Below are 15,628 nucleotides of genomic sequence, written 5' to 3'. Positions count from 1 at the left end.
ACCGATCCCGGGGTGTGCCGCCGCGGGGTGCGGCCGGTCGGCGCCCGCTCGCGGACCGGCCCGCCGCCCGTACCGGTCCTCCGGGGAGTCCGCCCCCGCCGGCTCGGTGCCGGCGGTCGTGGCTCCGGCAGGCCCACGGCCGACCCGGGCCGACCTGCGCTCACCTGTGTTTACCCGTGTTTACCCGTGCCGACTTGGGTCGACCTGTGCCGATCTGTGCTGATATCGGCCGGCGGGGCCGGGGCATGGCGACGGCCGGGTGCATCGGCCGGTGTGCATCGGCCGGTGTGCATCGGCCGGTGTGCATCGGCCGGTGTGTGGCGGCCGGGCAGTCGGGTGCGGTGTCCGCGAGGACGACGAGGACGGGTTCGCTGCGCCTGGCGGGACCCACTGCCGCCGTCGAGGCGCCGGGCGTCGGGCCGCGCGCCGGGGCCGCGGTGCCGCGGCAGAGCCAATTCCGGTCATCCCCGGGCCGGTACCAGGGGCGGTGCCCCGCGCGGTGGGCGGTTGCCGTCCGCGGGTGTCCTCCCGGTGGCGCGTCGTCGGCCGTGCCGTCCGGCCCGGCTCACCGGGCGTGCCAACCACCCGCTGAGGAGGGGGACTCCGTCGCCCGCCGATCGGCCGGGCCCGTCGCGGACCGCTTCCGCCCGGGGATAGCACGCCCCGCAGCCGGTGGGGGTGCTATCGCACAGCACGGCCGAAAGGTGCCCTTGCGCGGCAAGTTGACCCGTCGAATACTCCCGAACAGCGCTTGTCAGGGGCACATCGTGACCGGAATCCGGGCGCATCCCCGCCCCCTGACTGCGCCTCACGGGTCCGCCGTCCCCACAGGCGGGCCCCCGATTCCCCTCGGGAGGAACGAGAAGTGAGGATCAAGCGCACCACCCCCACCCGCGGCGTGGCGAGACGAACCCGTCTGCTCGCCGTGGCGACCGGTCTCGTCGCCGCCGCGTCACTGGCCGTCCCCACCGCCGGTGCCGCCGAGGCCCCCGTCGCCTTCAGCGCGTCCCAGCTCTCAGCCGCGAGCGGCGCCGTGCTGGCCGCCGATGTGGCAGGCACCGCCTGGCACGTCGACAAGGCGACGAACACCCTTGTCGTGACGGCCGACTCCACCGTCTCCCAGGCGGAGATCGCGAAGATCAGGCGGGAGGCCGGTGCCAACGCCGACGCCCTCCGCATCGAGCGCACCCCCGGCACGTTCAGCAAGCTGATCTCGGGTGGCGACGCCGTCTACGCCACCAGCTGGCGCTGCTCGCTGGGGTTCAACGTCCGCAACAGCGCGGGCACCTCGTACTTCCTGACGGCGGGCCACTGCACCGACGGCGCGGGCACCTGGTACGCGAACTCCGCCCGCACCACCGTCCTCGGCCCGACCGCGGGCTCCAGCTTCCCGGTCAACGACTACGGCATCGTGCGCTACAGCAACACCTCCATCTCCAAGCCGGGCACCGTCGGCAGTGTCGACATCACCAGCGCCGCCAACGCCACGGTCGGCATGTCCGTGACCCGCCGCGGTTCCACCACCGGCACCCACAGCGGCACCGTCACCGGCCTCAACGCCACGGTCAACTACGGTGGCGGCGACGTCGTCTACGGGATGATCCGCACCAACGTGTGCGCGGAGCCCGGGGACAGCGGCGGCCCGCTGTACTCCGGCAGCCGGGCCATCGGTCTCACCTCCGGCGGCAGCGGCAACTGCTCCGTCGGCGGTACGACCTTCTACCAGCCCGTCACCGAGGCACTGAGCGCCTACGGAGTGAGCGTCTACTGATCCGTCCCCGGGACGCCGGGGCGACAGCGGACGCCGAGAGCCCCCGCCGTGCGGCGGGGGCTCGACGTATTGCACACTTTCGGGAGGATGCCGGAGCGGTAGGCCACAACGGATCGGGGGGCGCGGATGAAGCGCATCGGAGTGACCGGGCACCGAGACATCCCCGCCGAGGCCATGCCGCATGTGCTGGCCGGGATGAAGGCGGTGCTGTGCGGCCGCCGGGGCGCGCTGGTAGCGCTCTCCAGCCTGGCCGAGGGGGCCGACCAGATCTTCGCCGGCATGGCCCTCGCCTGCGGCGCCGAACTCACCGTGGTCATCCCGAGCGGGGACTACGAGGAGGGCTTCGACGACCCCTGCGCGCTGGCCCGCTACCGGCGGCTCCGGCGGCGGGCCAGCCAGGAGGTCCGGCTGGCGTTCCCCCACGCCACGGACGAGGCGTACTACGCGGCCGGCGCCTATATCGCGGACAACTGCGACCGGCTCCTGGCGGTCTGGGACGGCCGGCCGGCCCGCGGACCGGGCGGCACCGGCGACATCGTCCGGTACGCGCGCGAGCGCGGCAAGCCGGTGACGGTGGTGTGGTGCGACGGGGTCGAGCGCGTCTGACCTGCGCGCCGCACCGTGGGTGACGCGGTACGGGCCGGCCTCAACTGCGGTGCTGCACCAGCCAGTCGGTGTGCTGGGGCGAGACGATCCGCTCGGTCTCGTACACGGCCGCGGGCCACTGCTCCTCCGTCACCGAGGTCTCCATCGCGATATGGATCGCGGCCAGGTCCTCCTCTACCAGGGAGTGGGCCGCGATCAGCGGCTGGTGGCGCCGGATCTCGCTCCACGCCAGACACGCGGCAGCCGCGGCGGACAGCAGCGGCACCGGCTCGGCCGAGTCCGTGACGGAGAACGTGCGCAGCACCCCGAACAGCAGCGCGAGCGCGGTGAGCAGGCTGATCACCACCGTCCACAGCGCGGTCGCGCGCCGGGAGACCTCCGCGCGCCGGTGGTACCAGTTGCGCTGCTCGATCAGACGGTCCCTCACATACGTCTCCTTGCGTACGCTGAAGACCTTCTCCCGCAGCAGTCTCATCGGCGTGGTGATCAGCTCGCCGGCCGCCGCGCTCCCGCTCTCCTCGCGGGGGTCCACCCAGCCGACCTTGCGCAGTTCCCGGAGCCCCTCCTCCAGTCTGGTGGCGAACAGCCGGTCGGGATCGGGTGAGCCGGAGTCGAAGGGCGCCCCGTGCACGGCGTAGCGCCAGCACATCGACCGGATGAACTCCGCCGCGGAGCGGTTCAGTTGCCAGTGCGACTTCGCCCGGCGCCGAGTCCCGCGTAAGCCGGCCACCAGTACCCAGGCGTACGCCGACGCGCTGAGCAGACCCATGAGCTGGAAGGAGTCGCCGATCCTCCCGCGCCACGGCAGCACCGCGAGCACCGAGCCCAGCACCAGGAGCAGGAGCTGCGACCGGGTGCCCTTGACCGCCTCACGCTGCCGGTCCACGGCCGTCTCGTCCGCCCTGTGGAACAGTGCCGGCAGGTCGGCATTTCGAAAGACCATGCTTTGCAGACGGCCGGGAACGCCGGTCATCCCTACCCCCCTCTGCGGATGGTGGCTTCACTCGTTCGATGGAATGGCTTGTTCCGTTCGGAGTGGGGCATACTCGCGCCACGCGTTCGTATCAGCGCTCCGGGCCGAGTTGCTGCGGGTGGTCATGAGAGTAAAGTCGTGCCGCCGACACTGCAACGGTGCCCGGTGATCCCCCGTCAGCACGACATGACCTAGGACGGCCATCGTGACCCCACAGACCTCAGTCACCTTTGCTTCTGTGAAAAGGGGCCGGGTGCCCCTCGCCGAGATCGATGTCCGCGACGCCGAGGCGGCGAGGAAGCTGGACAGGGTGCGCCCCGCCGGCACCGACCGATCCGCACGGATGTCCACGTTCAACTCCGCGCTCTAGTCCTGTTCCAGGCCGTCCGCACGGCGGACGGGCTGCCCTAGACTGGCGGAATGACCCGACCCGTGGTCCCGTTCCGCGAGATCGTACTGAAGGTCCACAGCAGATGCGATCTCGCCTGCGACCACTGCTATATCTACGAACACGCTGATCAGAGCTGGCGTACCCGCCCCAAAGCAGTCTCTGACGAGGCGATCTTCTGGACAGCTCTGCGACTGGCCGAGCATGCGAGGAAACATGCCCTGCCCTCCGTGTCAGTGATCCTGCACGGAGGGGAGCCGCTGCTCGCCGGCCCCACCCGGTTACGCCGGGTCTGTGAGGAACTCACCCGGGCCCTCGACGGTGTCGCCGCCCTCGACCTGCGCATTCACACCAACGGCATCCAGCTGAGCCCCCGCTATCTGGAACTCTTCGACGAGTTCGGCGTCAGGGTCGGCATCTCCCTCGACGGCGACAGGGCCGCCAACGACCGCCACCGCCGCTTCGCGGACGGGCGCAGCAGCCACCCGCTGGTGCTGAAGGCCGCCGAACTGCTGGGCGCGGACCGCTGGCGCCATCTCAACCTCGGACTGCTGTGCACCGTCGACGTCGCCAACGATCCCGTCGCCGTCCACGACGCGCTGATGGAGCTCGACCCCCCGCGCATCGACTTCCTGCTGCCGCACGCCACATGGGACGAGCCGCCGCCCAGACCCGGCGGCTCCCCGACCGCGTACGCCGACTGGCTGCTGGCCGTCTTCGACCGCTGGGACCGGCAGGGCCGCCGGGTGCCGGTGCGGCTCTTCGCCTCGGTCCTGTCCACCCTCTCCGGGGGGCCCGGACTCACCGAATCGCTCGGCCTCACCCCCACCGACCTCGTCGTCGTCGAGACCGACGGCACCCTGGAGCAGGCCGACTCGCTCAAGACCGCCTACGAGGGCGCCGCGGCAACCGGTTTCGACGTCTTCGCCCACACCTTCGACGAGGTCGCCGCCCACCCCGGCGTCCGGGCCCGCCAGCTCGGCCTGGCCGGCGTCGCCGGCACCTGCCGCGAATGCCCCGTCGTCCGCTCCTGCGGCGGCGGCCTCTACAGCCACCGCTACCGCTCCGGCACCGGCTTCGACAACACCTCCGTCTACTGCACCGACCTCGAGGCCCTCGTCCGCGGCATCGAGCACCGCACCGCCGCCCGGTCGGTGCCCGCCGCGGTCGCCGACGACGGGGAGCTACGGAGCGAACAGCACGAGCTGACGCGGCTGCTCCTCGCCGACCTCCACCGGGAACTCGGCGGCCGCGGCGGCGACGCGTGGGCCCGCGCCTGGGAACTGGCCGGCACCGTCGACCGGCATCCCGGCGCGCTCGACGGCCTGCTCACCCACCCGTACACCCGCGGCTGGCTGCTCGGCTCCCTGGACGCGCTGCGCGAGGGCCGGGCGGGCGCCGCGCCGCGCCCGGCCGCCAGGCTCGCCTCGACGGTCGCCGCCGCAGCCGTCCGCGGCGGCCTCGACCTCGCGGTCCCCGTCCCGTACGAGGGCGGGACGCTGCTGCTGCCCACGCTCGGCGAACTCCGCCTCGACGGGGTGGAACCCAGCGGTACCGCGGAGGTGCGGCCCGTCGAGAAGGGGCTCCTGGTACGGGCCGGCCGCAGCGAGACGCGCGTTCCGCGCCCCGACGAACCGGGCGCCTGCTGGCGGCCCGTCCGCAGCCTCGGCCGGGACGGGGCGCCCGACCTCGCCATCGACGACCTCGACCCGTACCGCGACTGCTTCGACGTCCCGGTGCCGCCCCGGCTCGGCCACGACGAGGCGGCCGCGTGGACGGACCGGCTGGCGCGTGCCTGGGGGCTGCTGCGCGCCCGCGCACCGGAACAGGCCGCGGCCGCCGAGGCGTCGCTCACCACGCTGACCCCCGTCGACGGTCCGCGGCCCGCGGTCGGACGGCACGGAATCGGCGCGCTGGGCGTCCCACTGCGGGCCCGTGCGGAGGAGTTGGCGCCGCTGCTGCTGCGCGGCTGGCGGCGGGCGCGCCTGCGGGCCCTGCTGGAGGTCACCGACCTGTACGCGGACGACGGCCGGTGGACGCATCCGGCGCCGTGGCAGGAGGCGCCGCTCCCGGTGTCCGAGCTGCTGGCGGGGGCGTACGAACGCGCCGGGCTGCGCGCCTTCGACCCGGACGGGGCGGAAGCCGCCCTGAGGGCACTGGACACCCTGGGCCGGGCCGCGGAACTCACCGTCGGCGGGAAGGCGCTGCTGGCGCTGCTGTGCGAAGAGGCGGACCGTGACCGGCGGAGCCGCTGAGCGCGACGCTCTCGCGCGGCGGCTGGCGGAACTGGGGCTGCGGCCGGGGGAGACGGTCCTCGTGCACGCCGGCATCGGCGGCACCGGCATGGACGCCGCCGCGCTGCGCGACGCCCTGCTGAGGGCCGTCGGCGAGGAGGGCACGCTCGTGGTCCCCGCCTTCACCCCCGAGAACTCCGACACGTCCTCCGCGTATCTGCGGCGCGTGGCCGGGATGACACCCACTCAGGCGGCGGCCTTTCGGGCCATGATGCCGGCCTTCGACCCCGCCGTGACACCGAGCACCGGGATGGGCCGGTTGGCCGAGTCCGTGCGGACCACCCGAGGCGCGGTGCGCAGCGGCCACCCCCAGACCTCGTTCGCCGCGCTCGGCCGGAGGGCGGGCGAACTGCTCTCCCGGCACCCGCTCACCTGCCACCTCGGTGAGGAATCCCCCCTCGGGGCGCTCTACCGGGCAGGGGCACGGGTATTGATGATCAATGTGGGGTTCTCCGTCTGCACCGCCTTCCATCTGGCGGAGTACCGTACCGGCGCACCGCTGCGCCGGTACGCCTGCGTGGTGCGCGGGGCGCACGGCCCTCAATGGACCGAATACCTGGACGTCGAACTCGACGACGGTGATTTCGGGGATCTCGGAGCCGCTTTCTCCCGGAATATCGAACAGCGGGGACGGCTGGGGGGAACGGAGGCGGCCTTGTTCTCGATCACCGATGCGGTGGACCATGCAGTGACGTGGATGTCCGAAAAGCGGCGTTGATTTGACCGAAGGACCAGGGGATGGAGCAACGTCCGCTCCGGAATGATTGGACCGCCGGCACCTCATCACCACCGAGTGCGGGTGTTCATATGGGACGGGGGGCGTGTGCAGGCGTCATCGCAGCAGCGGGCGGCGGACCATCGGCCGTATTTCTTCCTGAGTTATGCGCACACACCGAGGTACGGGGCGGGTGTGCCGGATCCCGACATGTGGGTGGAGCGGCTCTTCCGGGACCTGTGCGGCCATGTGATGGCCATGACGGATCTCTCCGCCGGTGCACCGGCGGGTTTCATGGACCGGGAGATACGCTCCGGTGAGGGGTGGTCCGAGCGGCTCGCCGAAGTCCTGGCCACCTGCCGGGTGTTCGTGCCGCTGTTCTCCCCCCGCTACTTCGCCAGCGAGATGTGCGGCAAGGAGTGGTACGCCTTCGCCCAGCGGGAGATCTTCCACCAGGCCAGGAGCAACCGGACCGCCGAGGCCATCGTGCCCGCGCTCTGGGTGCCGGTGCCCCCCGAGCAACTACCCGGCCCCGCCGAGCGGCTGCAGTTCAACCACCGCGCCTTCGGCGACCGCTACGTCACCGACGGACTCTACGGACTGATCAAACTCCGGATATTCGCCGAGGAGTACGAGCGGGCGGTCTACGAACTCGCCAAACGCATCGTCAGCGTCGCCGACGCCACCGCCGTCGGGCCCAGCAGACCCCTCGACTACCGGCAGGCCCCCAGCGCCTTCGGCACTCCGGACCGAGCCGGCCCGCGCCGCACCGGCCCCCGCCCCATCCAGGTGACCGTCGCCGCACCCACCCTGCACGACCTCCCCCCGGGACGCGACCCCCAGTACTACGGCGACATGCCCCAGGACTGGAACCCCTACTACCCCGAGGCGCACCGGCCGCTCGCCTATGTCGCCCGCGACCTGGTGCGCACCCTCAACTACCAGGCCACCATCGCCTCGTTCGACCACGACAGCACACCCCTCGACAGCAAGCGGGCCCCCACCAGACCGGAGCTGCTCATCGTCGACCGCTGGGCCCTGGAGGACGACGAAAGACGAGAGCAGCTCGCCGCCTTCGACGCCGAGGACCGGCCCTGGGTCAGTGTCGTGGTCCCCTTCAACCGCGACGACCACCAGAGCCGCGGCGCGGAGGGCGTCCTCGGCGCCAAGCTCGCCGAGACCCTGCCGACCAAGCTGGGCCAGGGCCGCGCCGCCTGCCGCGCCGCCGCCCGCGGCGTACCGAGCATGGAGGCGTTCGGCCAGCTCCTCCCCCAGGTCGTCGAGGCGGCCGCCCAGCAGTACCTGAGACACGCCCAGGTCTACCCGCCCGCCGGCGGCAGCCACACCGAACGGCCCAGGCTGCGCGGCCCCATGGCGGCCGAGTACGCCACCACGCACTACATCCCCGACACGCTCGACCATGCGCCGGATGCGGAGGACGCGGATGACAGCCAGTCGTGACGGACGCATCGTCACGTTCTACTCCTACAAGGGAGGGACCGGGCGGACGATGGCCATGGCCAACACCGCCTGGATACTCGCCGCCAACGGCAGGCGGGTCCTCGCCGTCGACTGGGACCTGGAAGCGCCCGGCCTGCACCGCTTCTTCCACCCCTTCCTCGACCCGTCCACGCTCGGCGCCACCACCGGTGTCATCGACCTGATCACCGAGTACGCCTGGGCCGCGACGAGTCCCGTGCAGCGTCCCGACGACTGGCACCGGGACTACGCGCGCATCCAGCCGCACGCCGTGTCCCTGACCCCCGAGAACCTCGGCTGGGAGTTCCCCGAGGGCGGCACCCTCGACTTCGTCTCGGCGGGCAGGCAGAACCGCGAGTACTCGGCGACCGTCTCCACCTTCGACTGGGACAACTTCTACGACCGGCTCGGCGGCGGGCACTTCTTCGACGCACTGCGCGACGACATGAAGGCCAACTACGACTACGTCCTCATCGACAGCCGCACCGGGCTCAGCGACATCGCGGACATCTGCACCGTCCACCTCCCGGACGTCCTCGTCGACTGCTTCACCCTCAGCGACCAGTCGATCGACGGCGCCGCCGCCGTCGCCCGCCAGATCGACGAGCGCTACGGCGGCCGCGGCATCCGCGTCCTGCCCGTCCCCATGCGCATCGACGAGGGCGAGAAGGAGAAGGCCGACGCCGGACGCGCCCTGGCCCGGCTGAAGTTCGACCGTTTCCCCACCGGCCTGTCCGGCGAGGAACTCACCTCCTACTGGGGCGCCGTGGAGATCCCGTACCGCCCCTACTACGCCTACGAGGAGACCCTCGCCACCTTCGGCGACGAGGCCGGACTCACCAACTCCCTGCTCTCCGCCTTCGAACGGCTCACCACCGTCATCACCGAAGGGGAGATCACCGCCATGCCCACCGTCGGCGAGGAGATCAGGCTGCGGATCAGGGACGCCTTCACCCGCCGCCGGCCCGCGCTGCCCGCCGACCTGTTCCTCAGCTATGTCGCCGAGAACCGGATGTGGGCGGACTGGATCGAGTCCGTCCTCACCCGCGCCGGGTTCCGGGTCGTGCCGCGCGACGTCTCGGCGGAACCGCCCGGGGACGGCGCAGCCCTCCCCGCACCCGAGACCGCCGCCCGCACCGTCGTGCTGCTCTCCAGCGCCTACCTCAAGTCGGCCCGCGCCGTACGGGTGTGGGAACGGGCCGCGGCCGAGGACCCGGGCGGGGGCCGCGGGCGCCGTCTGCTTCCGCTGCGCGTCGGCGACGTACGCCTCACCGCCCCCTACATCGACCGCAACCCCGTCGACCTCTTCCGCCTCGACGAGGTGCACGCCACCAGCGCGCTGCTGCGCGCGCTCGACCGTCCGGTCCAGCTCACCGACGGGGTCGCCCCCGGCCCCCGCTTCCCCGGTACCGTCCCGAAGATCTGGAACGCGCCCGCCCGCAACCCGGGCTTCACCGGCCGGTCCCTGGTCCTGGAGCGGATGCGGGACCAGCTCAGCGGCGGCATGGCCGTCGTGCTGCCGCAGCCCCAGACGCTGTACGGCCTCGGCGGCGTCGGCAAGACCCAGGTCGCGCTGGAGTACGTGCACCGCTTCATGGCCGACTACGACCTGGTGTGGTGGATCTCCTCCGAGCAGTCCGACGACGTCGTCGCCGGACTCGCCGACCTCGCCACCCGCCTCGGCGCCCAGGGCGGCGAGGACATGGCCACCGCCTCCCAGGAGGCGGTCGACCTGCTCAGGCGGGGTGTGCCGACCTCCCGCTGGCTGCTGGTCTTCGACAACGCCGACGACCCCGAGCAGCTCAAGCGGTTCTTCCCGAGCGGCGGCCACATCCTCGTCACCTCCAGGAACCAGACCTGGTCCCAGTACGGCGACGCCCTGCCCGTCGACGTCTTCCTCCGCGAGGAGTCCGTCGAGCACCTCCAGCGCCGCGCGCCCGGACTCACCCCGCAGGACGCCGACCAGGTCGCCGCCGCCGTCGGCGACCTGCCGCTCGCCGTCGAGCAGGCCGCCGCCTGGATCGCCGAGACCGCCACGCCCGTCGCCGCCTACCTGGAGCAGCTCGCCCAGCAGGCGCCCCGCGTCCTCGCGCTCAACCAGCCCGCCGGCTACCCGGAGCCGGTAGCCGCGACCTGGAACGTCTCCATCGAGCGCCTCAAGGAGCGCTCACCGGCCGCGGTGCGGCTGCTCCAGCTCTGCGCCTTCTTCGCCCCCGAGCCGATCTCGGCGAACCTCCTCTACAGCAAGGAGATGATCGACGCGCTCAAGCCGTACGACCCCTCCCTCCAGGAGAAGCTCGTACTCGGCCGCGTCATCCGCGAGATCGGCCGGTTCGCCCTCGCCAAGGTCGACCAGGTCTCCAACTCCATCCAGGTGCACCGGCTGGTGCAGGCCGTCATCCGGGCGCAGCTCAGCGAGGAGGAGCAGCGGGACGCCCAGCACGCCGTACACCGCGTCCTCGCCGGCGCCCGGCCCGACGACGACGAGCCGATCGACAACCCCGAGACCTGGCCGCGGTTCAACACCATCTGGCCGCATCTCGGCCCCTCCGAGGCCCGCTACTGCGAGGAGCCGGAGACCCGCCGGCTGCTCATCGACCGGGTGCGCTACCTCTGGAAGCGCGGTGACTGGCAGGCCGCCGGCGCCCTCGGCGACGATCTGCGCGAGGTCTGGCGGGAGATGCTCGGCAACGACGACCTCCAGTACCTGTACCTGCGCTTCCACCTCTCCAACATCTTCCGCTCGCAGGGCCGCTATGTGGAGGCCAGGAAGCTGGACGAGATCACCCTGGAGCGTCAGCGCGCCGTGCTCGGCCCGTCGCACCCGCACACGTACATGACCACCAGCGGGCTGGCGATGGACCTCGGCACCCTGGGCCAGTACGGCAAGGCCATGGAACTGGCCACCGAGGCGCACGAGGGGTTCAGCCAGATCTTCCACGAGTCCCACCCGCGCACCCTGGCCGCCGCCAACAACCTGGCGCTGAACCTGCGGATGGTCGGCCAGTACGCACGGGCCCGCGAGATCGACCAGGAGGTCTTCGACCGCCGCACCGAGGTACTCGGCCCCGAGCATCCGTACACGCTCTCCTCCGCCACCTCGCTGGCCCGCGACCTGCGCGAGGTCGGCCGGTACGAGGACTCCGTCAGCCTCCTCAGCCGCACCTACGACAGCTATAAGCGCACCCTGGGCCGGACCTTCCCCGGCACCCTGGCGGCGGGCAAGAGCCTCGCGGTGTCCCTGCGGCGGGCCGGCCGGCCGGAGGACGCCCGCAGGCTGACGACGGCCACCCGCAACCGCTACCGCGCCAAGTACACCTCGGCGAACCCCGACACCCTCGCCTGTGACCTGAACCTCGCGGCCGACCTGTTCGCGGCGGGGGAACCGGTGGCGGCCCGGGACCTGGCCCAGGAGGTCGTCGACCAGTACACGAAGGTGCCGGGCGGGAAGCACCCCTACACCCTCGCCGCGATCAACAACCTCGGGATCTACCAGTGGGGCTGCGGCGAGCCCGAGACCGCCGAGCGACTGCTGGCGGCCAACGTCCGCCGGATGACCGACGTCCTCGGCACCGCCCACCCGCACACGCTGTTCTGCACCGTCAACCTCGCCAACGCCCGCGCCGACCTGGGCGATCTGGAGTCGGCCCTCGAGACCGAGCGGCGGGCGGTGACGAGGCTGCGCGAGGTCCTCGGCACCCACCACCCCGAGGTCCTCGCCGTCTCCTCCAACACCGCCGTCACCCTCGGCTCGCTGGGCCGCAAGGACGAGGCGGCGGCGCTGCGGGCGGAGACGGCGGACGAACTGGCGCGGCTGCTGGGGGAGGACCACGCGCTCACCCGGATCGCCAGGGACGAGCGCAGAACCCACCGCGACCTCGAACCGCTGGCCGTCTGACCGCTCGCGGCCCGCTCATCCCCCCCGGGGGATGAGCGGGCGCCCTCCGGCCCGGAGGGGAGGGCGGGCCCGAGGGCCGGTCCCCCGCGCTCCGTGCTCGGCGCTCCACGGGGCGGGGAGGCCGGCGGGCCCGGTGGCCGGTGAACGGTGTTCTGTGAACGGTGGCCGCTGAACGCTGAACGCTGAACGGTGGCCGCGGCGCGCGCAGCGGCCGGGGTCGTTTCGGGTGTTCGCCTGGTGGGTGTCGCCGGGGGTGCCGGGGCCGCTTCAGCCGCCCACCCCGAGGGCGTCCCCCGGGGGGGCCTCCAGCAGCCAGGTGAGGATCCCGGGGAGCGCGTGCAGTGCGTCGAAGTGCGCGGCGGCCGGTTCCAGCACGGCCTTCACCCCCGGGATGCGCTGCGCCAGCCAGCGGGAGTGGCCGACGGGCGAGAACCTGTCCTTCTCGCCGTGCCACAGCATCACGGGCGCGGTGATGCCGGCGGGGTCGAAGCCCCAGGGGCCGCAGAAGGCGAGGGCGTCGTCGATCCAGCCGTACGGCGAGGTGCGCAGCGCCTCCTGGTAGTTGCGCAGCAGCATCGACCGCACGCCGGCGTCCGCGACGACCATCCGGTCCGAATCGGTGAGTTCCCTGCGCAGGTCGTCCAGGAGCCGGACCGGGTCGCGCCGGATCTCCGCCGAGCGCACGATGAACCGAGCCGTGAGCCCGTCCGGGTCGACCGTGGCCCTTGTGTACTCGAGCACGTTCGACGCGGCCATGCCCTCGAACCAGTCCAGACCGTCCGCGTCCCGCGGTGCGAGCGTCACCAGCGCGGCGGCCCTGGTGATCCGGTCGGGCAGCAGCGCCGCACAGGCCAGGGCGTGGGGTGCGCCGCCGGAGCGCCCCACCACCGCGAACCGGTCCAGGCCCAGCGCGTCGGCGATCGCCCGTACGTCCCCGGCCACATCCGCCACGCTGCGGCCGGCCAGCCGGTCCGAACCGCCGTATCCCGGACGGTCGTAGGCGATCAGCTGCATTCCCCGCTGGTACAGCACCATGCCGCGCGGTGCCGGTCCGAGGCGGCTGCCCGGAGTGCCGTGCAGCAGGAAGACCGGTCTGCCCCGCGGATCCCCCAGGCGCTCCACCATCAGATGCCGCCCGTCGGACGCGCGCACCCGCCGCCGCACCCGCCGCCTCCTTCGCCGTGGGCCTCCGCGGATCCGGAGATGCCGCACATTCCCTGAGTGCCGTGCACATGTGCCATGCGCGGCGGTACCGTCCTGGCATTCCCCGCCCCTTCGATGATTACCCGTCGGAGCGAGGGCGGTGTGAGTCCCCGATGAGCCCATCGGGCGCGGGGATCAGGACAGGACTAGTCCTTACGCGCTGGCCAGGGGCCGGTTGCGGGTGGTGTTCGCGAACGGAACCGACCTGTACGGGCGGGGGTCGTGAAGAAGCAGAGGGCGCATTGCCGTCCTGGTGTGCGCGTCCTGAAGCCGACCTCGGGTGCTACCGACGCGTATCGGAACGGCGGGCGCCCCGTCCTCCGCGTCCGGGCAACCCGCATGCCCGGTCGCGGCCCGCGGGAGGTACTACGTGAGGCACCGGCGGATACCCGGGAGGCGCGCGGCGGCGGCAGCTGGAGCCGCCGCCGCTCCCACGGCGGCCGTTGCCACCTTCCGGACTGCGAACGCCGGCGAGGGCGGGCCCGCGGCCACGGCGAGGACACTCTCCGCCCCGGAGGCCGGAAACCTCGCCTCGACGCTCGGCGGCCTGGCGAAGCTCCAGGGGGCGTCGAGGGCCCCGGGGAGAGGACGGAGCCGAAGAGGACGGCGGGGGGTGAGGAGTCCGAGCCCTTCGCCGCCGGCGGCGACGCCGTCCGCAGTGGTGGCGGCCGCTGTTCGCTCGGCTCCAACGTCGTCAGGGCGGCGCGCCCCCTGCACTTCGTTGCGGCCGACGCACCGCGTTGAGGGCGGCGCCCTGCACTTCGCTACGGCCGGTGACCGCACTCCGTTACGGCCGGGGACCGCCGCGGCACGGGGGAATGTGGCACGGCAGTGCCGGCACGGCGGTCCGCGGCCGGGTCCGTTCCCTCGGCCCGGGCCGTTCCAGCGGGGCCGGGCCGTTTCCTCAGGGCCGGGCCGGGCCCGGGTCGTTCGCCGTGCGCAGTGCCTGGCGCACCGACCAGACGACCGACACGAGCGGCACGGCCACCACCGCGCCGATCACCCCGGCGGCGATCGCCCCCGCGACGACCGAGATCGCCACGACGAGCGGATGCAGCCGTACGGCCCAGCTCAGCACGAGCGGATGCAGCAGGTGCGCCTCGATCTGGCCGATGACCACGATCAGCGCCATGACGATCGCGGCGACGACCGGGCCCTTGGTGGCCAGCGCCACGACGGCGGCGATGGCGAGCGCGATGGGCGAGCCGATGAGCGGGACGAAGGCGGCGAAGAACTCCAGGAGGGCCAGCGGCACCGCGAGGGGTACCCCGAGGGCGTACAGCGCCAGGCCGACCAGGACCGAGTTGGTCGCTGCCACCAGAACGATACCGTGGGTGTAGCCGGTGAAGGTGCGCCAGGCGGCGTGGCCCGCCACCGACACCCGGTCCCGGGCGGACAGCGGCAGCTGGGCGCAGACCCAGCGCCAGTGATGGTCGCCGGAGTGCAGGAAGAACACCGCGCAGAACAGCCCGAGCACCAGCGTCGTCAGCACCTCCACCAGCCGGGTCGCGCCGCTGATGGCCGTACTGATCAGTGTGGACCGATGGCTGGAGAGGAACCGGCCGATCCGTGACTGGAGATCGCTGAGCGCCTCCGGGTTGAGCCGGAACGGCGGCTGTTCCAGCCAGCGTTCGATCCGCTCGATCCCGGCACCGAACTCGCGCTGCAGCACGGTCTGCTGACCGGCGACGGTCTCCCCGACCAGGGCCAGCACGCCGAGGGCGAGGGTGATGCTGCCGAGCAGCGCGATGGTCACGGCGAGCGGCCGCGGCAGCCGGCGTGCCAGCAGACCGACCAGCGGTCTGAGCATGGCCGAGCCGACGAGACCGAGGAAGAGGGCCACACCGACCTCGTGGAACCGCCCGAGGAGCGAGAAGACGGCATACACGAGGGCGCCGACCACCAGCAGCCGCCAGGCGTAGGCGGCGGCCGTCCGCAGGGCGGGTGCCACCGGGGGGTCGGCGACGCGCCGGGTGCCGGGCGCCGGGCGGGCGTCATCGCGCGCGGTTCCGCGCGCCGCGCGGAACCGGTACCGCGGGTGGGCGGATCGGGTGGGCATTGCCCGGACTGGTACCACCGGCGGGTGCGGGACCAACGCGCGCGGGTCCTTATTCGCCCGAAGGCAGGGGGAAGCGTCGCGAGGGGTCCGGAACGGCCGGAGGTCCGGAGCACCCCGGAGGTCCGGAGGTCCGGAGCCCGGGGGCTACGCGGCCCGGATGTCCGGCTGCCCGGACGCCCGGCTGCCCGGACGCCCGGATGCCCAGACGCCGGGATGCCCGGGCGCCCGGAGGATCATCCCTC

At 72.7% G+C, this 15,628-nt stretch carries 10 protein-coding genes; 7 read left to right on the top strand and 3 right to left on the bottom strand.

What is annotated here, in order from left to right; translation table 11 throughout:
* Window positions 1–865 precede the first annotated feature (865 nt).
* Together DDQ41_RS05105 and DDQ41_RS05100 are read left to right on the top strand one after the other, a co-directional pair.
* Window positions 866–1,771 (top strand): S1 family peptidase, encoded by a 906-nt coding sequence (locus DDQ41_RS05105; protein ID WP_109293397.1) that lies wholly within the window; start codon window positions 866–868, stop codon window positions 1,769–1,771.
* Between the two features lie 126 nt (window positions 1,772–1,897).
* A complete protein-coding gene (locus tag DDQ41_RS05100) occupies window positions 1,898–2,377 on the top strand; it encodes a hypothetical protein (protein ID WP_109293396.1) in 480 nt (159 codons plus the stop codon).
* 40 nt (window positions 2,378–2,417) lie between these two features.
* Here the strand turns inward: DDQ41_RS05100 and DDQ41_RS05095 are convergent, their stop codons facing one another.
* Window positions 2,418–3,320, bottom strand: a complete 903-nt coding sequence (locus DDQ41_RS05095) for a DUF4231 domain-containing protein (RefSeq protein WP_109293395.1) — start codon at window positions 3,318–3,320, stop codon at window positions 2,418–2,420.
* 268 nt (window positions 3,321–3,588) lie between these two features.
* Between DDQ41_RS05095 and fxsA the strand changes: the two genes are divergently transcribed.
* The 5 genes from fxsA (at window position 3,589) to fxsT (ending at window position 12,124) form a co-directional block, all read left to right on the top strand.
* Window positions 3,589–3,720: an FxSxx-COOH cyclophane-containing RiPP peptide gene (gene fxsA, locus DDQ41_RS05090; RefSeq protein WP_245991318.1), complete on the top strand. Its 132-nt coding sequence runs from the start codon at window positions 3,589–3,591 to the stop codon at window positions 3,718–3,720.
* A 50-nt stretch (window positions 3,721–3,770) separates the two neighbouring features.
* Window positions 3,771–5,993: a radical SAM/SPASM protein FxsBH, inactivated beta-hydroxylase extension form gene (fxsBH, locus tag DDQ41_RS05085; RefSeq protein WP_262508360.1), complete on the top strand. Its 2,223-nt coding sequence runs from the start codon at window positions 3,771–3,773 to the stop codon at window positions 5,991–5,993.
* Window positions 5,974–6,750 carry an aminoglycoside N(3)-acetyltransferase gene (locus tag DDQ41_RS05080; RefSeq protein WP_109293392.1) on the top strand — a complete coding sequence of 259 codons (777 nt, stop codon included), beginning with the start codon at window positions 5,974–5,976 and terminating at the stop codon, window positions 6,748–6,750. Before fxsBH ends, DDQ41_RS05080 begins: the two co-directional genes overlap by 20 nt.
* Before the next feature lie 81 nt (window positions 6,751–6,831).
* On the top strand, window positions 6,832–8,208 hold the full coding sequence (locus DDQ41_RS05075; protein ID WP_162602780.1) for a TIR-like protein FxsC: 1,377 nt from the start codon (window positions 6,832–6,834) through the stop codon (window positions 8,206–8,208).
* On the top strand, window positions 8,192–12,124 hold the full coding sequence (gene fxsT / locus DDQ41_RS05070) for an FxSxx-COOH system tetratricopeptide repeat protein (protein ID WP_167450238.1): 3,933 nt from the start codon (window positions 8,192–8,194) through the stop codon (window positions 12,122–12,124). The genes DDQ41_RS05075 and fxsT overlap by 17 nt, the downstream gene beginning before the upstream one ends.
* Before the next feature lie 267 nt (window positions 12,125–12,391).
* On the opposite strand, the gene DDQ41_RS05065 is transcribed toward fxsT, so the two are convergent.
* On the bottom strand, window positions 12,392–13,288 hold the full coding sequence (locus tag DDQ41_RS05065; protein ID WP_109293390.1) for an alpha/beta fold hydrolase: 897 nt from the start codon (window positions 13,286–13,288) through the stop codon (window positions 12,392–12,394).
* A gap of 943 nt (window positions 13,289–14,231) precedes the next feature.
* Window positions 14,232–15,386 carry an AI-2E family transporter gene (locus DDQ41_RS05055; RefSeq protein WP_262508359.1) on the bottom strand — a complete coding sequence of 385 codons (1,155 nt, stop codon included), beginning with the start codon at window positions 15,384–15,386 and terminating at the stop codon, window positions 14,232–14,234.
* Between the last annotated feature and the right edge of the window lie 242 nt (window positions 15,387–15,628).

Origin of the sequence: Streptomyces spongiicola (assembly GCF_003122365.1) — a bacterium.
In the GTDB taxonomy this organism is placed as follows: Bacteria; Actinomycetota; Actinomycetes; order Streptomycetales; family Streptomycetaceae; genus Streptomyces; species Streptomyces spongiicola.
This window is presented reverse-complemented; position numbering and strand designations above follow the sequence as displayed.

Coding starts and splice junctions, on each gene's coding strand:
- DDQ41_RS05100 (WP_109293396.1), top strand. CDS start 1,898: ATGAAGCGCATCGGAGTGACCGGGCACCGAGACATCCCCGCCGAGGCC.
- DDQ41_RS05095 (WP_109293395.1), bottom strand. CDS start 3,320: ATGGTCTTTCGAAATGCCGACCTGCCGGCACTGTTCCACAGGGCGGAC.
- fxsBH (WP_262508360.1), top strand. CDS start 3,771: ATGACCCGACCCGTGGTCCCGTTCCGCGAGATCGTACTGAAGGTCCAC.
- fxsT (WP_167450238.1), top strand. CDS start 8,192: ATGACAGCCAGTCGTGACGGACGCATCGTCACGTTCTACTCCTACAAG.
- DDQ41_RS05055 (WP_262508359.1), bottom strand. CDS start 15,386: ATGCCCACCCGATCCGCCCACCCGCGGTACCGGTTCCGCGCGGCGCGC.